We start from the raw sequence: 26163 nt of genomic DNA on the forward strand, positions 1-26163 counted from the left end.
CCACCAATAAGGTGGCTTTTTTCTGAGATGTAACACAGCACTCGCCTGCAATTATTCCGTATAATTCCATTATTGATACATCAAACAGTTGTAGATAAACATGAAGCCATATAGACCCAATGATTACACCGTTCGAGAAAAAACGGCGCCAGATTATACGGTAGGGGAAAATGCCTTCAATGCGGCAGGGGGAGAAGAGGGAATAAGGGCTTTGGTTGAGTCATTCTATCGCCATATGGATACCTTGCCGCAGGCCAAGAAAGTGCGTCAGATGCACGATGATGATTTGACTGAATCTATCGACAAGCTGACGACTTTCCTGGTTGGTTGGCTCGGCGGTCCAGCGCGATACGAAGAGAAGTTCGGGATGATGAACCTGCCCGGTGCGCACCGCCATTTAGCGATTGGTGTTGCCGAGAAAGAAATGTGGCTGCATTGTATGCAAAAAGCCCTCGACGAGCAGGGTTATGACGAACTGTTCATTCGTCATGTCATGGTTCAGTTGTCATTCCCTGCTGAAATGTGCCGTAATCGCACCTAGCACTTAACGGCTACAAATCATCAATGATGACATAGGTGGCATGGATCGGGCCGTGGACCCCGACAACCTTGATAAGCTCAATATCGGCGGTAGAGCTCGGTCCGGAGATAAAGTTTACGCACGAGGGTAGCCTTTCCCCTTGCTGGGCTTTCTTGTGCAGTTCAGCGGTCGCTTGGGTCAAGCGTGCCACCAGTGCACTTTTGGGCACCACGAACACCGAGGCTTCAGGGAGCAGGCTGATAGCCCTACCTTGCGCGGGTTGGCTATACAGTACCATGGTGCCGGATTCAGCCAGCGCCTGCTCGGCATACACTATCCCCACTTTGGCTCGCTCGGCGATCTCGATATTCGGTCCATAGCCCAGTTGGGTATTCCATACATGGACGGTATGACTATCAGTATCCAACTGCTCGGGATCAAATAATTCCAGCAATCGCGGATCGGCGGACACCAAGGTTTCGTTTGGTACTGTTGACTGGCTTACTGCGGTTTCATCATTGCAGTAATCGGCACACACCCTGCGCAAAGATTCGGTTAGGCCGGTTTTGGTGGTGACCAGAGCTTGGGCCCCCAGTGCCTTGCGGGTGTAGTCAATCAGGATGCGCTTTAGTTCATCGCTGTTTTTTCCAGCCATGACTTCATGATGGCATGCATAACGCAGTGGTGGGCGTTCAACAGGTGCTGTTTGCCGTGGACGTCCCAGCTTGGCAGCGATGTTATCGAGAAAACGCTCGCGGTTGATGATATCGCTCATGATCAAGACTCCGGGGTCGATTGTCTGTTTTTAAACCAGCTGCGGAATGACTGGCCGTCGGGCTGAGGGAGATCCCTTGCTTCCGTCCACTCACCGATAGCGCCGACCTGCAGTGGTAGTTTGCCGTTACGAATTAGGCCGCTGGCCATCGTTGCCCCGACCTTGACTGTTTTATCCCACAACAGCGGCCGGGCATTGATGATGTTAAATGCTGCTACGCTCATGCGCTCTGACAGCGGTGTCATGCCTTGTTCGGCCATTTTCTGACGGTGTTTCAGCAGCAGATCGGATAATGGGATCTTGACTGGACACACATCATGGCACGCCCGGCAAAGGCTGCAGGCATACGGCAACTCCTTAAAGTCCTCATACCCGCCAAGTAATGGCGACAGCACGGCACCTATCGGCCCTGAGTAGATCGAGCCGTATGATTGTCCACCTATATGGCGGTAGGCCGGACAGGTATTCACACAGGCAGCACAGCGAATACAACGCAGTATGTCTTTGAACTCCGAGCCCAAGATATCAGAGCGACCATTATCGACGATGACTAAATGGAACTCTTCCGGGCCGTCGAGGTGATCGTCTTCACGCGGACCGGTTAACGCTGTCACATACCCGGTGAGAGGGAGGCCAACCGCACTGCGGCATAGCAGGCTAATAACGATATCCAGTTCCTCAAAGGTCGGCACAATACGCTCCATCCCCATGACCGCAATATGGGTTTTGGGCAGGCTGGTGGCGAGGCGGGCATTTCCTTCGTTGGTCACCAGTGTCACGGTACCCGATTCGGCAACGGCGAAATTACAGCCGGTAATACCGATGTCAGCTTCCAGGAAATCGTGGCGGATATACTCCCTGACGTAGCGGGTGAGTGCCTCTGGCTCCTCGCTGCCTTGGTAACCAATTTTATCGCGGAAGATATCGCGGATCTGATAGCGGTTTTTGTGCAGCGCCGGGACCACGATATGCGAGGGGGCATCGTAATCATCGACCTGTAGGATATATTCCCCGAGGTCCGTTTCAACCACCTCACAGCCGTTGCGCTCTATCATTGCATTGAGGCTGATTTCCTCGGTGACCATGGATTTGGACTTGACGACTTTCTTGGCTTTCTTGTCCTTGATGATCGTTTCTATATAGTCCGTGGCTTCTTCGGCCGTCTGGGCAAAGAAAACCTTGCCGCCGTTACGACTGACGCTTTCGCTCAGTTGGTGGAGGTAGTAATCAAGGTGCTCAAGTACATGGTTGCGAATATCCATGCCCATTTCACGCCATTGCTCCCATTGACCGAGCTTCTCTGCTGCGATCTGGCGGTTAGTGAACATCCGGGTTTGGGCATTGGCGACCGATTCACGCATGAAGGTATCTTGCATTTGGACTTCGATGCGTTGCTTGAAGTGGTTAGTACTGGTTTTCATCGACATGGTGTTTTCTCCCTCAGCGACTCATCAACACATCAACAATGTGCAATACCTTGATGGGCTTACCCTCACGGCTAATACGGCCGCCGATATTCATCAGGCAGCTGATATCTGCGCCGATAAGGTAATCGGGCTCGGCAGCTGAAATATGGCTGACTTTTTCTTTGACCATCTCAGCGGAGATCTCTGACATCTTGATGGAAAATGTCCCGCCGAATCCGCAGCAGGTTTCTTGGTGGTTGATAGGGAGCAGGGTCAAGCCCTCAACTTGCTCTAGCAGTTTGATGGGCTCTTCACGCACATTCAGCTTTCTGATCAGGCTGCATGAAGGGTGGTAAACGGCGCGGCCACTAAGCTTGGCACCGACTTGGGTGACATCCAACTGATTGACGACAAACTGGGTAAGTTCAAAGAAACGATCGGCAACATTCTGAGCGCGTAGGGCCCACTCCGGTTCATCAGCCAAGTATTCCGGGTAGCGTTTGATGGAGGCAACACAGGAACCTGCTGGGGAAACAATAGGGAAATCATTGGCTTCGAAAGCCATGATCAGGCTCTTTATCCCCTTTTTACTGGCATTGATGTAGCCACTATTGAGTGAAGGTTGGCCACAACAGCCTTGCTGTTCGGGAAATACAATTTCACAGCCGAGTTGTTCCAGCAGTAAAACACTTTTTTTGGCGACTTCTGCCTTGATGGTGTCGCACAGGCAGGTGGCGAAAAGATTGACCTTCATACTGGCTCCAGTGCATGAGGTGAAGTCGTTAGCGAACCAACGCGTCACTCTTTGTAATTTTGTTTACAGGGTGTAACGAAATGTTGTTATAGGAAGAATATTGTAGGGAATAGCCGATTTTACGCTACGTTTTTTTGTCGGCATTAAAGCGAAAAACAACATAATTAACACCTGTGCTGGGGAGTGTTAGTTTTGATGGTTAACCACTATGGGTAATTAAAATAATAGGTTATGAGTTATAAGGCGAAGGGGGGTGACATTCTATTTATCAAGTTTTGGAAATAATGATTGTAGATCCCTGCACTAATCTTAGGGTTAATTTTTCTGTGTTATTGGTACCTTGCTTTGCATCGCATGAAAGCCCACCATTCTTACCTCGCGATAATGTTGGTAAATTAACAACAAATAGGGCGTGACTGACTGTAAAAAGAAATTTAATTACTGAATGAAAATCCGTATTCTATCGAGCCTCTTGAGCGGTCACGTTTTGAGAAGTCGGTTGCCTATTGCTGTGTTTTATCTTGAGTGTTGGAAATAGTATGGAATTTTCTTGGGAAATTATTGGGGCCTTGTTTGTGGTTGCTAGCCTCGCGGGCTTTATTGATGCCATCGCTGGCGGTGGAGGCATGCTTACCGTGCCGGCATTATTAGCCGCAGGGATCCCTCCGGCTCAGGCATTGGCGACCAATAAACTACAAAGTTCATTCGGCAGTTTTTCTGCCACTTTGTATTTTGTCCGTAACGGGTTGGTCAAGCTCAATGATATGCGTCTGGCCATAGCGTGTACGTTTGTTGGCTCTGCGGCAGGGGCCTTGCTGGTGCAGTATATGGATGCCGGTACGTTAACCAAGGTGATCCCGGGGCTTTTGGTCGCGATTGCACTTTACTTCTTGTTTGCCCCAGATGCCGGTGACGGGGGCGGCAATCCCAAGCTAAGCCAAGCGGGCTTTGCCTTGACGGTGGGTACTGGCATCGGCTTTTACGATGGCTTTTTTGGCCCGGGAACCGGCTCACTGTTTGCTGTCTGTTTTGTTGTGATCGCCCAGTTGGGGATTGTTGAAGCGACGGCAAAAACCAAGGTACTTAACTTTACGTCGAATATTGCAGCATTGCTGTTTTTCATTTTTGCCGGCTTGCCTATTTGGGAAATCGGCTTGGTGATGGCTCTGGGCGGCTTTATTGGCGCACGGCTGGGGGCGAAAGTGGTGGTTACCAAAGGACGGAAGTTGATCCGTCCCTTAGTGGTGATGGTATCGATGGTTATGGCCGTCAAGCTTCTTGCTGAACAGCACCCCCAATGGATAGATACTATCGTTTCTTTCGTCTAGTTTTATTCTGCATATGACTGTTTTTATTAGGCAACAAGTTCGGCAGAGTCTGCTGTTGCCCAATCAATACAGGCTTTTGCCAAAATATTGAGAGAGTCTAGGCACTGTTCTGGCTGGTGGTAGACCGTTTCTGCAAGGGCTACCGGGATTTCAGTGCACCCCAAAATTACGGCATCAGCGCCTTGTTCGAGTAGGGCATCAAATACCGGCTTCATTAAACGGTGCCCCTGCTCGACATCGCCTGCTTTTACTGCATAGATTCCTTCCATTACCGCTTGTTGCTGGGCCTGTTCAGGGGCAATGGCCGAAATTTGTTTTTGTGCCAGTTTGGTTTGGTACATCCTCGTCGTCATGGTTGCTGTGGTAGCCAGGATGCCTACTTTACGATAGCCTCGCTGTTGGGCTTCGCTAACAACACTATCGAGAATACTAATCATGTGTACCCGGCAGGTGTTGCTCAGGCGGGGATACCAGTAGTGCGCGGTATTACAAGGCATAACGATACATTCGGCCCCTGCTTGTTCGAGTTGCTCCATACCTTGTTTTAGAGCCGGGTAGGGATCGTCGCCGTTGCTGATCAGGAAGGCGGTACGATCGGGGATCTGAGGGTTATTACTAACCAGCATAGGAATATGTTGTTGATCACTGCTGGCGGGCGTCTGTGCGATAATTTTTTGCATGAACTCGACAGTAGCGAGTGGTCCCATTCCGCCCAATATACCTAATTTCCTGCTCATCTTATTGTTCCTACAGTATTTTCCACTGACTTCACTATAGGGGAGCGCTATCGCTGTGAGAAATGCCGTTGCTGAGCCCGTCATGCAAAATCAGTATGGCTATGTGCCAAAACTGTGATCCCAATAGCTTGAAATAATTCTGTATGTGCAAAGTGTTTCGCTATACTGCCGTTGCTTCTGGTTAGGGATAGGCGTGTTGTGCCGTTATGAATATAGAAAGTAAGTGGTTGGAAGATTTTTTGGCGTTGGCAGAGGTGAGAAACTTCTCTCTGGCAGCGGAAAAGCGTAATGTCACCCAGCCTGCATTTAGTCGCCGGATAAAAGCGCTAGAGCAGACGGTCGGTGCAGAGTTGGTCGATCGTAGCAAAACGCCGGTAGCGCTTACACCCAGTGGCCGGCTGTTCCGAATTACAGCCAGGACATTGATCAACCAGATGATGGATGGGGTTGGTCAACTGTCAGATTTGTCAAAACTGGGGGGGAACAATGTCCGTGTTGCGGCAGCCCACTCGTTGGCAACCAGCCTGGTACCATCCATTCAATCGGAATTGCTTGCAGGCAAGCATAAGCCGGTTTTGAGTGTCGAAGCGATCGATGTAGATGATGCGATAGAGGAGCTGCAAGAGGGGGGCTGTGACCTGCTGCTTGCGTTCGATGATGAACTGCTGCGCTTGCCGCCATACCAGTCTTTGCCAATCGGCCAAGCTGAACTTTTACCGGTATGTGCCTGCGACAGTGCAGGCAAACCGCTCTACCGAATTACCAGTAATACGGAAGTGCCTTGGTTGGCGTACAGCCCGAGCTCTTACATGGGGCGTCAAGTTGAGGCGATACGGGGTCAGGTTAACTTGCAACCCGTATTCCTGTCATCAATGACAGACTTATTGAAGTCATTGGCACTGCAAGGATTAGGTGTCGCTTGGTTACCGGATTACGCTATTAAGCACGAGCTTGAAAGTGGGAAAGTCGCTATTGTTGGCGATGACTCACTCCGACTGCCTATTGCTTATTACGCTTACCGTTATCAAGCTCGCTTGCACCCTGCAGGCGAGCAAGTCTGGCAAGCATTGCGTCTTCATGCTGAAAAGCAGAGATAAACAAATAGCGAAGCCCCATCCGGTGCTTCGCTATACATCAGCTATTTCCTACGTTGTTTCCCAAAAAACTACACAATCTAAACCCTACACAATCATCGGGGCTAGCAGGAAGCCACAAACCGTCGAGACGGCGACCCCAACTAAACCTGGCATCAGAAATGGGTGGTCAAAAATATTTTTGCCCATCCGGGTAGAGCCCGTCGAATCGAATTCAATAGCAGCCAACGAGGTTGGGTAGGTCGGTAGGACAAACACCCCAGTTACCGCGACGAACGAAGCTAGGATAGCCCAATGAGGGACCTGTAAGCTCAACGCCAAAGGAATGATCAATGGGGTTGTCGCACCTTGCGATAGTAGCAAGGTACAGGTTCCAAATAGTACCAATGACAACAGCATTGGGTAGGATTGCAGCAAGGAACCAGCAAAGTCTTTGATTTCAGGTAAGTAGGCATTCACCATCGTCGAGCCCATGGTGACGATACCGAGAATAACCGCCACAGAGCTCATACCGGAGCGGAAGGTCGTGGTACGGATGATTTTCTCCGGATCAACATTGCACAAAGGCACCATCAAACAGGCAACGGCGAACATCGAAACGATGATGATATCGCGGGTCGACATCATGCTGCCGTCAGCGAAATGCGGGCGTAGTGTAGGGAAAGCGGCGTAGACAACAATCGCAATGGTCGCGAGCAGAAACAGCATGACGGAATATTTTGCTTTCGGCGCTAAGGTAATGCTCTGCTGTTGTTTATGCTCATGGGCTTGCTGGATGCGGGTAAGGTAGACGGGATCATCCTTAAGCTCACAGCCTTGGCGGGACGCAATGAAAGCGCCGACCATTGCGGCAATAAATGAGGCAGGTAAGCAAACGGCCATGATTTCAAGGAAGCTTACGCCCATCGGTTCCATGATGGAAATCATTGCAGCCATTGCCGCAGAGATAGGAGAGCCAGAAATGGCAACTTGCGAGGCGACTACTGCGCCGGCCAGTGGGCGGGAAGGGCGCACGCCAATCTCTTTTGCTACCTCTGAAATGACCGGCAAGGTCGAAAACACGGTGTACCCGGTGCCGGCCATTATGGTCATTAGCCAGGTGATCATCGGCGCCAGAAAACAGATGTATTTAGGGTTACGGCGCATTAGGTTGCCGGCGTGATGCACTAGCCAGTCCATACCGCCTGCTGCCTGCATGGTTGAAGCGGCGGTCACGACCGCCATGATGATCAGGATAACATTGACGGCGGGAGCACTGGGTTCAAGGCCAAAGCCGAGGGTTAGAATTGCCAGCCCCAGTCCCCCAGCGAGCCCGACGCCGAGCCCGCCCATCTTTAATCCCCAGTATATGCAGCCTAATACCACTATCAGCTCTAATGCTACTAACATATTGTTTCCTATCCGTTTGGAATTGTTAAACCATAAAAAAACTGCGGGTATAGTGCTAAAACGGATAAATGCTGTTAAATGCTAAATATCGCTTTTCAATAACGAATCGGCATAGCGGTTAGATTGAAACTGAGACTGAGTTCACAGACGAATGACAATATTCAAATTGTTGCGCATAATGTCGCCGATATTTGCTGATAAAACCATCAGCTTCATTGCTTGGAGTCAGTAATATGTATTAGCAATTTGTGAGCTAAGGTTGACCAATTCCAAACTGGAATAGGTTGTTATCCGACGTTTCGCTATTCCAAGGTTGGGGGGAATGGTACTTTTCTCGACCTGAACTCAAGAGCTTAACGAAAAGAAGATACTAAATGGAATGGTCAATTGAAGTGCTGGGGCTGCTGTTTCTTGTGGCAGGGTTAGCGGGGTTTATCGATGCCATCGCAGGTGGTGGCGGGCTGCTAACGGTACCTGCTTTGCTTGCTGCGGGGGTGCCGCCAACACAGGCATTGGCAACGAATAAGCTACAGGGGTCATTTGGCAGTTTTTCAGCGTCGCTGTACTTCGTTCGTAATGGGTTGGTCAGTTTGCGCGATATGCGCAATGCGATCGTGTTTACCTTCGTCGGTGCAGCCATCGGTGCTGAGCTGGTCCAACGCATTGATGCCGGACTATTGACTCAATTGATCCCTATCTTACTGGTGTGTATCTCTCTGTATTTCTTGTTCGCGCCACAGATAGGCCAGGGAGGCGGTAAGCCGAAATTGTCGGAGAATGTTTTTGCTCTGACGGTCGGTACCAGTATCGGTTTCTATGACGGCTTCTTTGGCCCTGGGGCGGGGGCACTGTACACCATCTGCTTTGTTGCTATTGCTCAGTTTGGCCTGGTGGAAGCGACAGCAAGAACTAAAATTCTTAACTTTACCTCGAACTTTGCGGCCTTACTGTTTTTTATTTTTGCCGGTCTGCCCGTGTGGGAAATCGGGATCATAATGGCAGTTGGTGGGTTTATCGGGGCGAGAATGGGCGCGAAAGTTGTCATATCCAAGGGACGCAAGTTAATTAGACCTATGGTGGTGATCACCTCGATGTGTATGGCGGCTAAACTGCTAGTTGAACAGAATCCGCAATGGTTTCAATAAGTCGGCGGATCCGAGTTGATTGGAAGCTCGTTTGGCGATAGCAAAGCTGGGCTGGACGTGTGAGTTCATCAAGGAAAGGGAAGTGGTGGCAGTGGTGAGGGGCTATTTTAAGGGTTCTTACAATTGAAATCGGTACCAATGCGGCTGCGACCCCGCTTAATGCAAGTTGGGCGGCGGCGGTATAGGAATCCATTTCCATCAAAGGGGCAATCCCCGCTTTTTGTAACGTACTCACTTGGTTGGCATTGGCCGGATTTTTTAAGTCATTAACCAATAACTGGTTAGGCTGTTGCTCAAGCGGCTGTTGGCTGACAACAGCAAATGGTTCGTCGAACAGATGGGTGACAGCCAATCCGTGTTGCGGCGGTAGGTGACCGGCGCAGAAGCCCACAGCGGCATCCCCAGATTGTACTTTCTCGACAATGATCGGGGTATGGTGGGTGCTTATGTAAAGGTAAGGGTCTCGCTGGATATACTTACCCATAAAGGGAGCCAAATAGCCCGCAACAAGGGTTTCCGAGCAAGCGATGTGAATGAGTGTGTGATCATCAACATCGAGTTGATCAAAAATCTGTCCTTTCAATGCTTTGAAGCCAGGCTCGACGGCAGAGATTAACTGAAGGGCATCGGCTGTCAGCTTGATGCGTCGCCCATCAGGCTCAATAAGCTTTTTACCGATCCGCTTTTCCAGTTTGGCGATACGTTTGCTTACGGCGCTTTGGCTCAGGTACAAACGGCTTCCAGCCTTACTCATGGTACCTTCTTGGGCCAATACCAGCAGCGTTTCTATACCTTCAAGTAACAATTGAAAACCTTATGCCGTGCTGCCGAATAGGCTTAGCGATCTGTTTCTTGCTTGGTGATGCTACCGACTTCCAGCATGGCTGCAACATCAAGGTGCTCGGCATTCATCATTGATGAAATGCGCTGTACAGAAGATAGCAGTAATGATTGCTCCCATTCCTCCAGACGCTGATAACGGGCAACGAAATCTTCTTGCAGTGGTAGCGGTGCTTTTGCCAACAATTCTTTTCCGTCCTCAGTGAGGTAGGCGTGGACTTTACGCTTGTCCAGTTTACTGCGCTCACGGATCACCAAGTTACGCTTTTCCAATCGGTCCAAGATAGTGGTTGCCGTTGCTTGGCTCATATTGGTGTTATTGGAAAGTTGGCGGATAGTCACTTCGCCGGAGTCGCGTATCGCGCGCATTAACACCAGCTGTGGGCCCGTCAAACCAGCCAGCTTGTTTAATTTGCGGGAATGCAGATCGATCGCTCGGATGATTTGTCGCAGGGCAATCAAGACCTCTTCGTGCTTGTCCATTTTACTCTCCTAATTAGTGCTCGGCGAAATTACATCAAACGGGCGAAAGTTGGAAGCCTTACTTTTCATAATGTTGTCTCGATCTGATTTGTTATTGGATATCGAAGCAATACATTGCTTAATAAAAATTATTTACATTTTATTACAAACTTAGTTATCATTATTGGAACAAGAATAGTTATCACTTACATTATCGTTCGTGGTTATAAAACAGCTTTCACATGGATGAATAAAAACAATGAAGACTCAATTCCCTCGTAACTTGATTATGGCTACATTTTTGGTGGCGCCAGCGATAGCTAGCGCCACAACTGTTTCCAAGCAGCAGGTTGTATCCCACTATGCTGATCTCGCCCACAGTGTCTACAGTGATTCGCTAACGACAGCACAAGGCTTGGATAAAGCCATTGATGCGTTTATTGCTTCCCCTTCACAACAAAGCCTAGATAAAGCACGTACGGCTTGGAAGGCTGCGCGCGTACCTTACCAGCAATCTGAGGTGTTCCGCTTTGGTAACCCAGTGGTCGATGACTGGGAAGGTCAGCTTAATGCATGGCCGCTTGACGAAGGCTTGATCGATTATGTGGCCGATGATTACCAGTATGAACTAGGTAACGATGGTGCTAAAGCTAACATTGTGGCTAGCAAGTTTGTTCAGGTGGGTAACCAAAAGGTTGATACCGCAAACATCACGCCTGAACTATTGGCTGATCTCAACGAAATCGGTGGCTCGGAAGCCAATGTGGCTACTGGCTACCATGCGATTGAGTTTTTGTTATGGGGTCAGGATCTCAACGGCACCAAACCCGGAGCCGGCCAGCGCCAGTACTCAGACTTTGCCTACGGTGAAGCGTGTACCAACGGTAACTGTGAACGCCGCCGAGAATACCTCAAAGCGGCATCAGTGCTGCTACAAAATGATTTGAGCTGGATGACTCAGCAATGGTCTCCAGAAGTTAAAGATAATTACCGTGCCGAGCTGCTGGCTGATTCGGCGGATAATGGCTTGCGTAAGATGCTGTTTGGTATGGGGTCACTCTCGCTTGGCGAACTCGCCGGTGAGCGGATGAAAGTCGCCCTGGAAGCAAACTCTACCGAAGATGAGCACGATTGTTTCTCGGATAATACCCATAACTCTCACTACTATAACGAGCAGGGTATCTACAACGTTTATACCGGTACCTACAAGCGTGTGAACGGTACTTTGGTCTCTGGTCCTAGTATCCACGACCTCGTCGCCAATAAAGACAAAGATGCAGCAGAGTCGATTCAGGCTGAGTTCGATCGTGCTCGTCGTCAGGTTTATACCTTGGTTGAGTCTGCAGAGAAACAAGATCAAGCGTTTGACCAACTTATCGCCGCGGGTAATCAAGCAGGTAACGCGTTGGTGAATGAATCAATCATGGCACTGGTAAAGCAGACCGCCAGTATTGAGCAAGCAGCGTCAATTATCGGGGTTAGCAACCTTAACCCAGATACCGCTGATCATCAGTTCTAAGTTTGACTAAATATATCGAAATAGACAAAGGGCTCGGTTGAGCCCTTTCGTCATCATAATAATTATATTTTGAGTGATGAATCATGATGTTGCGTTTTAATTTATTAGCAGCTGGCGTGCTGCTCTCAACCGTATTCTCTTTGACGGTCTCAGCCCAAGCGAAAGATGCCCCTTTGTCGGCGGAAGACATACTGGCGATGAAATCTGGCGGGGAGACCACGGTTAGAAAAAACGGTGCCAATGCATTTTCCCTACCGGCGGCCAACTTGCCCCTTTCTAAGCGGTTGGACTTCAGTGTTGGTAACAGCTTTTTCCGTAACCCCTGGGTACAAGCGCCAGCAACAACCGATGCCCGTGATGGCTTAGGCCCGCTGTTCAATACCAATGGCTGCCAAAACTGCCATATCAAAGATGGCCGTGGTCACCCTCCGCAAGATGGGGATACCAACGCGGTGTCAATGTTGGTTCGTTTGAGTATTCCGGCCCAAACTGCTGCGCAGAAGCAAGCCATTATTAAAAACGGGGTGATCCCCGACCCGATCTACGGCGGACAATTACAAGATTTTTCGTTATCCAGCGCCAAGCCGGAAGGACAAATCCAACTTACCTACCAGGCAATACCGGTAACAATGGCTGGGGGGGAGGTCATTACTTTGCGCCAGCCGCAATTAACGATCACTGACCTACAGTATGGCCCGATGCACCCGCAGGTGATGATGTCAGCACGGGTGGCGCCGCCTATGATTGGCTTGGGTTTGCTTGAGCTTATCCCAGAACACACCTTGAAGCAGATTGCCAAAGAACAACAGGCCGAGGCAAAAGGTGTTTCGGGTAAGCTGAATCGGGTCTGGGATGTTGAAGCGCAGGCATTTGCCGTGGGTCGTTTTGGCTGGAAAGCCGGCCAGCCAAGCTTGATGCAGCAGAATGCGGCGGCATTCAATGGCGATCTTGGCCTGACGAGCGAACTGTTTCCGGTCGAAAATTGTTCGTCGATGCAGTCGGTGTGTGATGAACTTCCTAATGGCGGCAAACCGGAGGTGAGCCGTAATGTCCTGACATTTGTTGAGTTCTACTCTCGCCATTTAGCCGTACCGGCTCGCCGTAATGTCAATGATCCCAAGGTGATCAAAGGTGAAGCCTTGTTTGCTGAGGTGGGATGCCAAAGCTGCCATGTAACCCAAATAACAACGGCGAAGAATACCGATTCGCCGGCATTGTCTGAACAGTTAATCAACCCTTATACGGATTTGTTGCTCCATGATATGGGGGAAGGGTTGGCTGACAACCGCGGAGAATACCTTGCTGATGGCCAAGAGTGGCGTACGGCGCCATTGTGGGGGTTGGGGTATACCCAAGAGGTTAATGGGCACACTAACTTGCTCCATGATGGTCGCGCCCGCAATGTGATGGAAGCGATTCTGTGGCACGGTGGGGAAGCCCAGCAAAGCCGTGATCAGGTCGCCGCGCTCTCCAAGCCAGACCGAGAGGCGCTGGTCGCTTTTCTCCATTCATTATAAGGAGTGGGCAAGTATGAATCATCGTGTTAAGGCTTTAGCGCTCTTGTCGGCAGCCATGTTGGTGGGCTGTAATGGCGATGCCAATAAAACGAGCCAAACCATTCACCAGCAACACCTTGCCGCCGCCAATCAGTTTTCGTCAGCGGCGGCTGAATTGAACACCTCGATGGCCGCACTGTGCAAACAAGACAGTGCCGCATCACTGGAATCAGTACAGCAGGCTTGGAGCGATACCATGCAGAGCTGGATGCCGTTCCAAGGTCGAGAGAAAGGCAGTGAAGCGGCATTGGCGTTCAGCTGGCAAATTCAATTTTGGCCTGACAAGAAAAACACCACCGGACGTAAGCTTGGTCAGTTGTTGAAACAGGATAACGCGTGGACTGCCGATGATCTCGCCAGCCAAAGTGTTGCGGTTCAGGGACTGGGGGCTGCCGAATGGTTTTTGTACGACAACCCGCAGTCACTGCAGTCGATGGAGGGTTGCCAGCTGGCCGGGGCGGTGACGGCTCATATCAAACAAAGCAGCGACGCGCTGGTTGGGGCATGGCAAGACAATCCATGGCAAATCATGACGCCCGAGCTAGCCTTGAGCGAGTACCTAGGGGCGCTGAACAATCAGCTTGATTACAGCATCAAGAAGCTGCAGCGGCCAATGGGCAAGCCCGGCACCCCTAAGCCCTATCAGGCTGAGTCATGGCGTTCTGGCACCTCGATGCTGAACCTAAAGGCCAGTGTTGCCGCGATGCAGCAATTGTATCTTGCTGATGGGCACGGGCTGGATCAATTGCTGCGTAGCAAAGGCTACCCAGAGACAGCGGATCGCCTCGTTTCTCAATTTGCCAATTTACTGGCTTCTTGGCCGAAAGAGCCGTCGATGACAGCGATGCTCAAAAGCCGTGAGGGTTACCGTGAGCTGATCACCATTTTCAATGGACTGGAATATATCCAGTTGACGTTGCAAGAAGAAGTCGCTCCTGAGCTGGGCATTGTAGTGGGGTTCAATGCAACTGATGGTGACTGATCAAACGCGGCGCCGGCTTTTGTTCGGCGCATTGGGCAGCGTTGCCCTGCGGCCTTTGTCTGCCGTTGTAGCGGGAAGTACCTTGCTTGGTGGATGTAGCTGGAATGGTGGTAGCGGCGCAGCCAACTCAACCATGGGCAGCGCTCGTGGTATATCAGCCAACAGTGCCAGTGCCGGGCAGGCAGCAATTGTCGGTTGTAGCCGCCAGCCTGATGGCGGCTACAGTGTGGTTGTTGCTAGTGATGATGGCGCACCGCTCTATCAAATGGCGCTGCCTGATCGTGGCCATGGCGTGGCTCTGCAACCTAACGGATCTTTAGCGGCGGCATTTAGTCGCCGTCCGGGCAGCTATTTACAGGTATTCGATTATCGTCAAGGCCGGGCTTGGCCAATCTATACAGCTCCTTCCGACCGCCATTTTTATGGCCATGGTGTATTTTCCCCTGATGGCAAGTACCTCTACGCCACAGAAGGGGCTCGTCAAACCAGTCAAGGGGTCATCGGGGTCTACGAGTTGGGAGGTTCAGCATCAGGACAGCTTGAGAAAGTGGCTGAATTCAGTGGTTTTGGTATTGGGCCGCATGAAGTGGTGTTAGCTGATGATCAAACGTTGGCCATTGGCGTCGGTGGCGTTCACACCCGTGGCCGGACACCGTTGAATTTAGACACCATGCAACCTGCGCTTGTCTACCTTGATCGAGAAACCGGGGACGTCGTCGATAGGGCTGTATTGGCCGATAAGCAGCTGAGTATCCGCCATTTGACTGTGACCGACACCGGTGAAATTGCCTGCGGACAACAATATCGAGGCCATCCTGAAGATGCCGCTCCGCTTGTGGCTTTCCATCGTAAGGGAGAAGGCGGTATGCTCAAACCGCTGTTGGCGGAGGAAGAGCAGTGGTTACGGTTCAACCATTATATTGCCAGTATTGCCAGCCTGGATGGCTACTTATTGGCAACGTCTCCCCGTGGCAATTGTTATGGGATTTGGCATGAGGCCAGCCGTGAGCTGATTGAGCTGCGTCCCTTGGTTGATGCTTCAGGGGTCGGTGTCAAGGACGGTAAATGGTTAGTTGGTTCTGGCGCTGGAAAAGTTTTATCGATTTATCCCCCTAAGGAGGTTGCAGCGGTGCAAAGCCCCGTAATGTGGGATAACCACTGGAATATTCTCTGAAATGACAGGGGGGCAGATTCGTCACTAAAGTACGACTGGTAGATTGTTGTCCTAAAAATAGCAAAATATGTCAAATATCCTGACAGTTGTCAGGATTTGAAACATTACCAACTGGTGATGACGGCTAAATTTAGTCCGTTATAGATCAAACTTGCCATAATTATGATAACGGCAATGAGGAGTCAGTTGGTAATGTTACAGCTCAGTCGTATGGGGCTTGTCCTAATGTGTGTCTTCTCTCAGGTGAACCATGCCGAGGAAGAGACCTGGCCGGTACAGCCATTATCTGCAAGAGATCAACTGGAGCAACAGTTCTCAGATGATATCCTGCAGCAGAAGAAAGCCCGTCAATGGGTGCATGAAGTTGCCAATGATATAGCGGCCATCCGTTATATTGATGAGCTAGCAGAACTGTACCAAAGCATTGGCTTTGTTCCGCTGTGGCAGGATACCTTTACTGCCAGTGATTTCGAGCAGCAGCTACGGATGGTGGTGCTGTCGAATATCAGTAGTGATTTCAACCGCCGCTATTCACTTCTCCAGCATTACAAACAAGCAAACGACTGGCGTCAGTATGATTTGCTGGCAACCGATACGCTGTTTGCTTACATGAGCTATGTCGAGGGGATCCCATCCTACGGCCGGGGCTGGTTGTTTGGTGCAGGGGTCGATCCTCAATTACCCATGCCGTCAGAGGCGACCCTGTCCCGACTTTATAACGCGATTGATACCGAGCAACTGCGCTTTTATGTCAACAGCCTCAAACCTGACGATGAAAACTATACCCGGTTACTTCTGGCTATCGATGCTCTTGAGCCATTAGCCAACGAGAGCTGGCCCGGGTTTTATCAACCGGGGATCATCCGGTTAGGCACCCGGTTGAAAAACCCGGATTCGCTTATCTCAACCTTAGAGAAGCTGGGCGATTTACGTGACTTCGAAGCCGATCAGCTCCGTGCTGCAGGCGTTCGTACTTATAACGTTGATTTGGCCAATGCGGTGAAGAGTTTTCAGAGCCGTCACGGACTGAAAGTCGATGGGGCGATTGGCCCGCAAACACGGCAATGGTTGGCGATATCGCCCAAGTCGCGGATTCGTGTCTTAGCCCTTAACGCCCAGCGTACCCGATTATGGCCTTCGGATGCCTCGTCGTTGTTGGTGGTCAATATCCCGAACTACGCGCTAAGCCTGTGGCTCAATGACCGGCATGTACTCGATAGCAAGGTGATTGTTGGTCGGCCAAGCCGTCGAACGCCGCTAATGACAACTAATGTGTCATCCGTGGTGTTCAATCCGTACTGGAACGTCCCCATGTCGATAATGCGCAAAGACATTTTACCTAAGGCGCGAAGGGATAGGGGATATTTGCACCGCAACGGTTTTGCGGTGATTCGAAGTTGGCAGAGTTCAGAGCAAATCCCTATTCACACCATTGATTGGCGGATCGTCAATGCCAAGCAGTTCCCATATCGCTTACGGCAAAAACCGGGCAATAAAAATGCACTGGGTCGCTTCAAGTTCAACATGCCCAATGATCACGCCGTCTATTTACATGACACACCTTCCAAGAGCTTGTTCGCCAAAGAGACGAGGGCATTCAGTTCGGGCTGTGTCAGGGTAGAGCAAGCTGGAAGTTTGGCCATGATTTTACTTAATCATTCTGGCGTGACGGAGGAACGGGTGAATCAGCTTAAGGCACGTACGAAAACCAAGACAGTTGGCCTGTCCAATAAAGTGAAAATACAAGTGATCTACCAGACCGCATGGGTCGATAACGATGGCTTGGTAAACTATCGCAACGATGTTTACGACTATGACAAGTTTATCGCTATGTCGCAAAACCAAGAATTATTTACATCTCTTTACACTGAATAAAATGCTTTGGTGTCAATAATTAGGCAGCTTTTGATTAAAAAGCTGCCGGTTTTTTGTCATTTCAAGGTTTGACTGAACAATATCTGAACGTTATCTTGCTTCTTCATTAAGGGAGCCCGTTTGGGGTTGCGTGACAATGCCTGAAAAAGGCAAGAAGTTAGTTGTTGTTGAGTTATGTCTGAAATTGATTACAAGCGCCGTCAGCTACTGGCTGCTGGTGGAGTAGCGCTTGGGGCATGTTTATTGCCAAGTTGGGCGATAGCAAGTCCGTATAAAGCAGGGAGTGCTCGCCAGATTTCGTTGCACAATATTCATACCAGTGAAGATCTTGAGAGTGAATACTTCAATGGTAAGCTGTATGTCAAAGAAGAATTACAGAAAATTAACCATATCTGCCGTGATTTCAGGCGCAACGAAGTAGCGCATATGGATCGCCGCTTGTTTGATGCGATCACTGAAATCCAAGCTGGACTTGGTCACAAAGGGCAGGTACGGATCATCTCTGGCTACCGTTCCCCCGCGACCAATAAAGCGCTGCAGAAAAATGGCGGTGTTGCGACAAAGAGCTATCATATGAAAGGTCAGGCAATTGACTTCAATCTTGAAGGTGTCTCTCTGTCACGGATCCGTAATGCCGCACTTGAAATGCGCCTAGGTGGTGTAGGATATTATCCTCGTAGCGGATTCGTCCATATTGATACGGGTCCTGTGCGTCGCTGGAATGGGTAATTAACCTATTTGCGGATGCTGAAACAAGCCAAATAATTACAAAGCCGACACTGCCTCCCTCTCTTGGCAGCTGTCGGCTTTGCTGTCCCTATTCTCCCATTTTTACTCTGCTGAATCCTGCAATTTGAAGTCACTTGGGTATATGCTATCCTGCGGCAAGAACTGAAACCGCTAGGGAAAATCAATGAGCCTTCAATTTGAAATTGTGCCGGTCACCCCATTTCAGCAAAACTGCTCCATCATCTGGTGTGATGAAACCAAAGAAGCAGCAATGGTTGATCCGGGAGGTGATATTCACCTTCTTAAAGAAAAAGCACAGCAATTAGGACTGACTGTTACCAAACTGCTCTTGACCCACGGTCACCTTGACCACGTTGGTGGCACAGCGCCGCTGGCGAAAGAGTTGGATATTCCGGTGATTGGTCCGCATAAGGAAGACGCATTCTGGCTACAGGGCTTACCTCGCCAAAGTGAGATGTTTGGCTTTCCGTTAACCGAAGCGTTTGATCCTGATCAGTGGCTGGAAGAAGGCGACACAGTGACGGTCGGTAACCAGACACTGTCGGTTTTGCATACACCGGGCCACACACCTGGTCACGTGGTGCTTTACAGCAATGAAGCAAACTTGGCGTTTGTCGGTGATGTACTGTTCAATGGCGGTATTGGCCGTACCGATTTTCCTAAGGGCGATTACCAAACCCTGATTGACTCAATCAAGGGTAAGCTGTGGCCACTGGGCAATGAGGTTACCTTTATTCCGGGTCACGGCCCGCTCTCGACCTTTGGCAGAGAGCGCGCATCGAACCCATTTGTTGCCGATGAGATGCCACTGTATTAATGATTCTTACAGCCCAGATTACTCTGGGCTGTCTTTCCTCCATCTCCTTGTGATTTTTGTGACTACTTTCACGTTTCTCCCTCCGCTTGACTGGAAATAGGAAATTTTCCTAATTGTCCTAAGTCTGCTTCTCAAGCCGATCCAAACTTGCCTCCCTACAATGCCTACCAATGGTCTTCTTGCTCTGTTTGCTGATCTGGCGAGTAGGGGCTGTTGAAGCTTTATGCTCAGAAGAGGCTTTGAAGTTTCAACAGGCCCTATTCGGCAGAAGAAGATCAGAACGTACAGCCTGCGCTGTAAATAACGTCGAAAAAGTATTGAGGGTGACACATGCTTAAACTTCTTGACCAGGTCAGAAAGCCAACGTTGGATCTGCCTGTAGAAGAACGCCGTAAAATGTGGTTCAAGCCGTTTATGCAATCGTACTTGGTTGTATTTATTGGTTACATGACCATGTATCTGATCCGTAAAAACTTCAACGTTGCTCAGAACGACATGATTTCAACCTACGGCCTGTCGATGACAGACCTGGGTCTGATCGGTCTGGGTTTCTCCATTACCTACGGTATTGGTAAAACCGTTGTTTCTTATTATGCCGATGGAAAGAACACCAAACAGTTTCTTCCTTTCATGTTGATTCTTTCTGGCATCGCAATGTTGGGCTTCAGTGTCAGTTTGGGTGGCTCAAGCGCCAGCCTGTTCATGATGGTCGGCTTCTATGCACTGAGCGGTTTCTTCCAAAGTACCGGTGGTCCATCGAGCTACTCAACCATCACCAAGTGGACGCCGCGTAACAAGCGTGGTACCTACCTAGGCCTGTGGAATATGTCCCACAACGTAGGTGGTGCCGGTGCTGCCGGTGTTGCACTGTTCGGTGCAAACTACCTGTTCGACGGACATGTGATTGGTATGTTCATCTTCCCATCGATCATTGCGTTGGTGGTGGGTTTCATGTGTTTGCGCTTTGGTAGCGATTCACCGGAAGCATACGGTCTGGGTAAAGCAGAAGAGCTATTCGGCGAGGAAATTAGCGAAGAAGATATCAACGCTGAAGAAAACCAGATGACCAAGCGCGAAATCTTCATGGAGTACGTGCTGAAGAACAAGGTTATTTGGCTATTGTGTTTCGCCAACATCTTCCTATACGTTGTACGTATTGGTATCGATCAGTGGTCAACGGTTTATGCTTACCAAGAGCTTGGCCTGTCAAAAGAAACGGCTATCTCTGGTTTCACTCTATTTGAAGTCGGTGCCCTAGTCGGTACGTTGATGTGGGGCTACTTGTCTGACTTAGCAAATGGTCGTCGTGCATTAGTTGCGTGTGTTTCTCTGGTACTGATTATCTTTAGCCTAGAGTTCTACCAGCATGCGACGAACGAGTACATGTACTTGGGTTCACTGTTCGTACTTGGCTTCCTGGTATTCGGTCCTCAGCTTCTGATTGGTGTTGCGGCGGTAGGCTTTGTACCGAAGAAAGCAATCAGTGTGGCCGACGGCGTCAAAGGTACCTTTGCTTACCTGATTGGTGACAGCTTCGCTAAACTGGGTCTGGGTATGATTGCAGATGGTACGCCAATCTTTGGCCTGACGGGTTGGAAAGGGACATTCGCTGCGCTAGATACCTCTGCTGCTATCTGTATTGTCTTGCTTCTCTTTGTTGCTGTTGCGGAAGAGAAAAAGATCCGCCGCGAAAAGCGTCTGCAAAAAGAGCTTGAGCTTAAAACGGCTTAATTGCACGACTTAGCAAAATAGACTGAGCAAAAAACTGCCTACGGGCAGTTTTTTTATATCTGTTTGTTATAGGTGCTTGGTTGCAATATTACTATTTTTGATTAATTACATTTCAGCCTTGTTTCACAAAGGATGAACAGGTAGTTTATGCCTCTTTTTCGCCTTGGGGGATAAAAAATGATCAACGTTGCTTTGGTTGATGATCACATCATTGTTCGTTCTGGATTTGCACAGTTACTGATGTTGGAAGAGGACATCAATGTGGTGGGTGAATTTGGGTCGGCCAAAGATGCCCGTCAAGGACTGCCTGGGAGCCAGGCCAATGTCTGTATCCTCGATATCTCGATGCCGGATGAAAGCGGTTTGTCATTGCTGGCCGATCTCCCCGAGGGGATAGCCTGCATTATGCTCAGTGTCCACGACAGCGCCGCTGTGGTGGAAAAAGCGTTACAGGCGGGTGCCAGAGGGTACCTCAGTAAACGCTGTAGCCCTGATGAGCTGGTCCAAGCGGTAAGGACGGCGGCGGCCGGTGGCTGTTACCTCACGCCAGATATTGCGATCAAGCTGGCAACAACCGCGAAATCGTCTGCGTCAGTGTCCCAGTTAACCAAACGTGAACGCCAAATTGGTGAAATGCTGGCAACTGGCTTGGATGTCAAAGCCGTGGCGGCCGAACTTGGCCTGAGCCACAAGACCATCCATGTCCACAGGGCGAATGCCATGGACAAACTCGGTGCCAAAAACAACGTTGAGCTAGCCAAGCATTTCAATACCGAGGTGTTGTAGTGCGTAACTTTGCCCTTACCACGTTAGGTGGGTGGCTGTTGATCGCCTGTGCGTGGTTTTGCCTCTGGGCCATTGCTTCCTATTTTACCCTCGATCCTGAATTGGCCGTTTTCCTTTTCCCTTTCGCACTTCGAATGGGGATCGCCTTGCATTGCCCTAAGAAGTACTGGGGCGCGGTATATGGTGCCGAATGGACCTTGATGCTGGCATTGGCTCCGCAGGTGGGCAACCCGCTATGGGGGGCGGCACTGTGCGCGAGTATTGCCAGCGTACCATTGCTGTGGGTGGCACACGGCCAATACTATGGCTCCCAACTTCGCCGATTATGTGTGATGGGCGCGGTGATTGGCTTGGCAGCGATGCTCAATGTTGCGATATCCGGTTGGTTCAGCGATCACAGTTGGATGGTACTGTTGGTCAGTATTACCGGCGGGTTGATGCTTGTGCCGAGTTGCTACCTTATCTGGAGTTATTTATTCCAGCAGGCCTGGATCCCGTTAACGGTCGATCTCGTCTCCCGCCCAGTGGCTTTGCGGGTGCGGCATGTTTTTTTCTACGCCGGGCTGTTTATTGCCAGTATCGCTCTACAGCTTGGCCTACCGGAAGAGATGCGTCGTTTTGCACCTTTTTGTTTGGCAATCCCGATTATTTTGCTGGCTTTTCGCTATGGCTGGCAAGGAGCCTTGTTGGGTACGCTTCTCAACAGTGTGGTGTTGATTGCGGCCCGAAGTACGGGGAGCAACCTGGAAGTGACCGACCTATTGCTTTCACTGTCGGCACAAAGCCTGACCGGTATTTTGCTGGGGATGGGAATCCAACGCCAGCGTGAGCTGAATCAACAACTGCGACTGCAGCTCAACCGCAACCATAGTTTATCCCGTCAGCTGGTCAAAGCTGAAGAATCCGTGCGGCGTGACATTGCCCGAGAGCTCCATGATGAAATCGGCCAGAATATCACGGCAATTCGTACCCAGGCCTCTATCATCCAGCGGGTAGAAACCACGCCAGTGGGGGCAGGGTGTGCCGGCATGATTGAAAATCTATCACTGAATATCTATGACACTACCAAGGGCTTGTTGAGCCGCTTGCGGCCTAAATCACTTGATGACATGGGATTGGTCGATTCCCTAGAGCAGTTGATAAGGGATTTAGAGTGCGAGGCACAGGGGATTTCAGCGTCTATCGATTGGCACTGCAACGGATGCGAACCCGATGGTTTAAGCGATACCCTGAGTGTGACCCTTTACCGCCTTTGTCAGGAATCGATGAACAATGTGGTCAAGTACGCAAAAGCCAGTCAGCTTGAGCTGACTTTTGTGCTGGAAGCAGAAACGGTCGCTCTGACGGTTCGCGATAATGGCCGGGGGTTTAGTGTCGAGCAGGTGATGCAGATGTCTTCCCATGGCTTTGGTTTGCAAGGTATGCGAGAGCGGGTTGAAGCGCTGGGCGGCTCTATTCACGTGGATAGCCATACTTCAGGGCCAAGCAAAGGCACCTGCATCGCTATCCAATTGCCTATTTTGTAAAGGCGGGCCGTAATCGGCTATGAAGAATTGTTGTGAGGACATTATTGTGAAAACGCAAGTGTTGGGGAGCCCAGAGTCCTCACCAAGTTCAGAGGCAGTCGTTAATCCAGAGCTATCCAGCAGCGCCCAACGTGTCGATGAGCAATACCGTTACTGGCGTTTGCACATCATGTTGACGATGTATGTTGGTTATGCGGTGTTTTACTTTACCCGCAAGAACTTCAATTATGCCATGCCGACCATGTTGGTGGATCTCGGCTTGGACAAGTCCGACATCGGTTTGATGGGTACATTGTTCTACATTACCTATGGTGCCTCGAAGTTTCTCTCTGGCGTGATCTCCGATCGTTCTAACCCCCGTTACTTCATGGGCATTGGCCTGATGGCGACCGGTGTGGTGAATATCATGTTCGGTTTCGCCGACTCGCTTTGGTGGCTGATGACCCTTTGGGTGTGTAACGCTTGGTTTCAAGGCTGGGGTTGGCCACCATGCTCGAAGCTGATGACGACATGGTACTCCCGCTCGGAACGTGGCTTCTGGTGGTCAATTTGGAACACCGCCCATAATGTGGGCGGTGCATTGATCCCCTTGTTGGTCGGTTACCTCACCTTGCACTACAGCTGGCGGCTGGGGTTTATTGTTCCCGGTGCGATTGCCGTGGTGATTGGGCTGGTACTTTGCTGGCGGCTGCGGGATAAGCCTAATACTCTAGGCTTGCCCACGGTCGGTGAGTGGCGTCAGGACCGGCTTGAATTGACCCATGAGCGTGAAGGATTTGGTTTGAGCACCCGGGAGATCCTGCGCAAATATGTACTGACCAATAAGTATATTTGGTTGCTGGCTTTCAGTTATGTGCTGGTGTATGTGGTGCGAACCGCCATTAATGACTGGGGCAATTTGTACTTGAGCGAGCAGCAAGGCTATGGGTTGATCCAGGCCAATATGGCACTGTCCTTATTTGAGGTCGGTGGTTTTGTCGGCTCGCTGGTGGCCGGCTGGGGCTCAGATCGGTTATTTGGCGGTAACCGGGGGCCGATGAATGTTATTTTTGCTATTGGCATTTTCCTCTCAGTCGCGGCGCTGTGGCTGATGCCGGTGAAAAGCTTTGCTTTGCTGTCAGGGTGTTTCTTCTCGGTCGGCTTTTTTGTCTTCGGTCCACAGATGTTGATTGGCATGGCGGCGGCGGAATGTTCGCACAAAGATTCAGTAGGGGCTGCGACCGGCTTTGTCGGCTTGTTTGCCTATATGGGGGCGGCACTGGCAGGTTACCCACTGGCCCTTGTGATGGAGTATTTTCACTGGACCGGCTTTTTCGTTGTCATCTCCATTGCTGCCGGCGTCATTGGGCTGCTGTTGTTACCTTTCCTTAAGGCACAGGCGACACCGGAAAGCATTACGTCATAAACGTCATAATGTTGTGTCTATTCCCCTCAGCTTGCTGCGAGATAACGCCTTGCCAAGCCGGCAAAGTCGGCAGCCGGGCGGTCCAAAAAGTCTTCAGATATGAAGAAGTCGTAACCGAGAAGCTCTCGATTATAGTGCATTCGGTTGGCTAGCATCGCTTGCAGCCCTTTCAGCACATTGCCGGATTGGGTGGTGTAGTGGTGATCATCGAACATGATGTCTTCTATCTCAAAGGGCGGGTTGTCGAGTCCTTTGTGGGCCATGATCAACAGGATTCGCTGATCGATAAGGATCTTGGTGGCGACCCGAGGGCAAATAGCCGCGATGAACTCTTCATAGTCTTTGAGCCTAACACCAACCCAAGGAACCGGCTGATGCCAGCCGTCTTTGGCAATGCTGGCTTGGGAGATAGTATCGATATTTTTCCAGCGAGCGAGCCAGCCACCGCAATGGCTGTGAAACTGGATATGCATAAAAGTCAGGGTGAAAGAAAGCTCTGGGCCTTGTGAATATTTGTAACCTACAAGCATCGTAATGCACGCGCCAATCAATAAGATGGCGACAACGGGTGGAGCCACGGCGGGGAATACCAGGCCAATGAATGTGGCAACAACGAACCCCGCAATACCTGCAATAAACAGGTTCGCTTGGTAAGGGGTGATACCGGTGGTGATGTACCGTGTTTTCAAACTGCCGCGCATAGCCAATACCGATCTGTTTTGATCAACTTAAGTATTGCCGAAATGGCCAAAACGATCACTGAAGTTGTCATTTTAATATTTCGTTATGATTAATGACCCTTTAATTGCATATGGGGATTTATCCAGATGTTTGGCGAAGATGCAGAAATATCCCTGCATATTTCCATAACATCTTTTTATTTCGAGCTTTTTCCTGTCAGTTGCAAAACATCAAAAATGAGAGGTGGTCGCCTATTTTTGAGTTAAATCACCTTTTGTTGCGGATGAAATAACCGTTTGCTGGTATTTCTCTGACATCCTTGGTATAACACGCGCTTACTTTTTCCCGCTGGAAGTATCGGCCTGTTATGTTTTCAGGTTGATGAATGGTGGTGACTGAAAGTAGTGCAACGGAGTAGGAAATTTAATGAGAATCTCTCACAAACGTAAAGTTCAGCTGAAACTACAAAAACGCCTTAAAGGTCTTGTCGTTGAAGCAAAACCAGCAGCAGTTAAGGCTGTTGTGAAAAAAGCACCAACTGCAGAAACAGTAAAAGCTGCTCCAGCGGCGAAACCTGTTGTTGAAGAGCAGAAGTCAGTTGAAGCAGCAGCCCCTGTTGCTGTGAAAGTGTCTTTGACTCCAAAACAGCAGCAAGTGCTAGATATTGTTGTTAAGAATGCTGAAGGCATCAATCCGAAAGGTATTGGTCTTGAAGCGGGCCAAGAAGACACCAAAGCGGCTTCTTGGGCCACTGGTGCGCTGAAAAAACTGACCGAAGAAGGTTTGGTTGAGCGCATCCAACTGGCAGGCAACAAGGTGCTTTACAAAGCACTTTAATTCCAAAATGATGAAGCGCGCTGCCTGAAGCAGGGCGATTCTTAACCGTTTTGGAATTGCAGCCAGGCCCGTTC

General features: G+C 50.1%; 24 protein-coding genes. 16 read left to right on the forward strand and 8 right to left on the reverse strand.

All coding sequences use genetic code 11. From position 1 onward, the window contains the following. Positions 1-100: 100 nt before the first annotated feature. The gene (locus tag L4D79_RS12215) at positions 101-541 is read left to right on the forward strand and encodes a group II truncated hemoglobin (protein ID WP_428651851.1); all 441 of its coding nucleotides are present in this window, start codon (positions 101-103) and stop codon (positions 539-541) included. A gap of 10 nt (positions 542-551) precedes the next feature. Here L4D79_RS12215 and L4D79_RS12220 read toward each other — a convergent pair whose 3' ends face one another. Genes L4D79_RS12220 through L4D79_RS12230 form a run of 3 tightly spaced genes read right to left on the reverse strand, consistent with a single transcriptional unit; the run spans position 552 to position 3455 of the window. Then, positions 552-1295, reverse strand: a complete 744-nt coding sequence (locus L4D79_RS12220) for a LutC/YkgG family protein (protein ID WP_428651852.1) — start codon at positions 1293-1295, stop codon at positions 552-554. A 2-nt stretch (positions 1296-1297) separates the two neighbouring features. After that, positions 1298-2722, reverse strand: a complete 1425-nt coding sequence (locus tag L4D79_RS12225; RefSeq protein WP_428651853.1) for a LutB/LldF family L-lactate oxidation iron-sulfur protein — start codon at positions 2720-2722, stop codon at positions 1298-1300. A 13-nt stretch (positions 2723-2735) separates the two neighbouring features. Then, positions 2736-3455, reverse strand: coding sequence for a (Fe-S)-binding protein (locus L4D79_RS12230; protein ID WP_428651854.1), 720 nt, complete (start codon positions 3453-3455; stop codon positions 2736-2738). A 539-nt stretch (positions 3456-3994) separates the two neighbouring features. Between L4D79_RS12230 and L4D79_RS12235 the strand changes: the two genes are divergently transcribed. After that, complete coding sequence (locus tag L4D79_RS12235) at positions 3995-4783, forward strand: TSUP family transporter (RefSeq protein ID WP_428651855.1); 789 nt, start codon at positions 3995-3997, stop codon at positions 4781-4783. A 26-nt stretch (positions 4784-4809) separates the two neighbouring features. Here the strand turns inward: L4D79_RS12235 and cuyB are convergent, their stop codons facing one another. Next, the gene (gene cuyB, locus L4D79_RS12240) at positions 4810-5520 is read right to left on the reverse strand and encodes a cysteate racemase (RefSeq protein ID WP_428651856.1); all 711 of its coding nucleotides are present in this window, start codon (positions 5518-5520) and stop codon (positions 4810-4812) included. A gap of 206 nt (positions 5521-5726) precedes the next feature. Here cuyB and L4D79_RS12245 point away from each other — a divergent pair, with 206 nt between their 5' ends. Then, the gene (locus tag L4D79_RS12245; protein ID WP_428651857.1) at positions 5727-6617 is read left to right on the forward strand and encodes a LysR substrate-binding domain-containing protein; all 891 of its coding nucleotides are present in this window, start codon (positions 5727-5729) and stop codon (positions 6615-6617) included. An 84-nt stretch (positions 6618-6701) separates the two neighbouring features. On the opposite strand, the gene L4D79_RS12250 is transcribed toward L4D79_RS12245, so the two are convergent. Beyond that, a complete protein-coding gene (locus L4D79_RS12250) occupies positions 6702-8003 on the reverse strand; it encodes an anaerobic C4-dicarboxylate transporter (RefSeq protein ID WP_428651858.1) in 1302 nt (433 codons plus the stop codon). 374 nt (positions 8004-8377) lie between these two features. Between L4D79_RS12250 and L4D79_RS12255 the strand changes: the two genes are divergently transcribed. After that, positions 8378-9148, forward strand: a complete 771-nt coding sequence (locus tag L4D79_RS12255) for a TSUP family transporter (RefSeq protein ID WP_428651859.1) — start codon at positions 8378-8380, stop codon at positions 9146-9148. Here L4D79_RS12255 and L4D79_RS12260 read toward each other — a convergent pair. After that, entirely contained in the window at positions 9108-9953 is an 846-nt protein-coding gene (locus tag L4D79_RS12260) for a LysR family transcriptional regulator (protein ID WP_428651860.1), read from the reverse strand. The genes L4D79_RS12255 and L4D79_RS12260 overlap by 41 nt on opposite strands. A 32-nt stretch (positions 9954-9985) precedes the next feature. Continuing rightward, positions 9986-10471 (reverse strand): MarR family winged helix-turn-helix transcriptional regulator, encoded by a 486-nt coding sequence (locus L4D79_RS12265; RefSeq protein WP_428651861.1) that lies wholly within the window; start codon positions 10469-10471, stop codon positions 9986-9988. A 238-nt stretch (positions 10472-10709) separates the two neighbouring features. Between L4D79_RS12265 and L4D79_RS12270 the strand changes: the two genes are divergently transcribed. The 11 genes from L4D79_RS12270 (at position 10710) to L4D79_RS12320 (ending at position 24571) form a co-directional block, all read left to right on the forward strand. Next, a complete protein-coding gene (locus tag L4D79_RS12270; protein WP_428651862.1) occupies positions 10710-11969 on the forward strand; it encodes an imelysin family protein in 1260 nt (419 codons plus the stop codon). A gap of 83 nt (positions 11970-12052) precedes the next feature. Further along, a complete protein-coding gene (locus tag L4D79_RS12275; protein WP_428651863.1) occupies positions 12053-13486 on the forward strand; it encodes a di-heme oxidoreductase family protein in 1434 nt (477 codons plus the stop codon). A 13-nt stretch (positions 13487-13499) separates the two neighbouring features. After that, on the forward strand, positions 13500-14507 hold the full coding sequence (locus L4D79_RS12280) for an imelysin family protein (RefSeq protein ID WP_428651864.1): 1008 nt from the start codon (positions 13500-13502) through the stop codon (positions 14505-14507). Continuing rightward, on the forward strand, positions 14488-15681 hold the full coding sequence (locus L4D79_RS12285; protein ID WP_428651865.1) for a DUF1513 domain-containing protein: 1194 nt from the start codon (positions 14488-14490) through the stop codon (positions 15679-15681). The genes L4D79_RS12280 and L4D79_RS12285 overlap by 20 nt, the downstream gene beginning before the upstream one ends. Positions 15682-15873: 192 nt before the next feature. Further along, the gene (locus L4D79_RS12290) at positions 15874-17556 is read left to right on the forward strand and encodes a L,D-transpeptidase family protein (protein WP_428651866.1); all 1683 of its coding nucleotides are present in this window, start codon (positions 15874-15876) and stop codon (positions 17554-17556) included. A 174-nt stretch (positions 17557-17730) separates the two neighbouring features. Then, positions 17731-18285 (forward strand): peptidoglycan L,D-endopeptidase MepK, encoded by a 555-nt coding sequence (mepK, locus tag L4D79_RS12295; RefSeq protein WP_428651867.1) that lies wholly within the window; start codon positions 17731-17733, stop codon positions 18283-18285. A 184-nt stretch (positions 18286-18469) separates the two neighbouring features. After that, positions 18470-19123 (forward strand): MBL fold metallo-hydrolase, encoded by a 654-nt coding sequence (locus L4D79_RS12300; RefSeq protein ID WP_428651868.1) that lies wholly within the window; start codon positions 18470-18472, stop codon positions 19121-19123. Positions 19124-19453: 330 nt separating this feature from the next. Continuing rightward, positions 19454-20854: a hexose-6-phosphate:phosphate antiporter UhpT gene (gene uhpT / locus L4D79_RS12305; protein ID WP_428651869.1), complete on the forward strand. Its 1401-nt coding sequence runs from the start codon at positions 19454-19456 to the stop codon at positions 20852-20854. Positions 20855-21031: 177 nt separating this feature from the next. Further along, positions 21032-21640, forward strand: coding sequence for a response regulator transcription factor UhpA (gene uhpA, locus L4D79_RS12310; RefSeq protein ID WP_428651870.1), 609 nt, complete (start codon positions 21032-21034; stop codon positions 21638-21640). Then, positions 21640-23166, forward strand: a complete 1527-nt coding sequence (gene uhpB / locus L4D79_RS12315) for a signal transduction histidine-protein kinase/phosphatase UhpB (RefSeq protein ID WP_428651871.1) — start codon at positions 21640-21642, stop codon at positions 23164-23166. Before uhpA ends, uhpB begins: the two co-directional genes overlap by 1 nt. Positions 23167-23224: 58 nt before the next feature. Further along, complete coding sequence (locus tag L4D79_RS12320) at positions 23225-24571, forward strand: MFS transporter (RefSeq protein WP_428652587.1); 1347 nt, start codon at positions 23225-23227, stop codon at positions 24569-24571. A 26-nt stretch (positions 24572-24597) separates the two neighbouring features. Here the strand turns inward: L4D79_RS12320 and L4D79_RS12325 are convergent, their stop codons facing one another. After that, entirely contained in the window at positions 24598-25272 is a 675-nt protein-coding gene (locus L4D79_RS12325) for a DUF2982 domain-containing protein (protein WP_428651872.1), read from the reverse strand. 406 nt (positions 25273-25678) lie between these two features. On the opposite strand from L4D79_RS12325, the gene L4D79_RS12330 reads away from it, so the two are divergent. Continuing rightward, a complete protein-coding gene (locus L4D79_RS12330) occupies positions 25679-26089 on the forward strand; it encodes a MarR family transcriptional regulator (RefSeq protein ID WP_428651873.1) in 411 nt (136 codons plus the stop codon). Positions 26090-26163: the final 74 nt, after the last annotated feature.

The organism is Photobacterium satsumensis (genome assembly GCF_050336935.1).
GTDB lineage: Bacteria > Pseudomonadota > Gammaproteobacteria > Enterobacterales > Vibrionaceae > Photobacterium > Photobacterium satsumensis.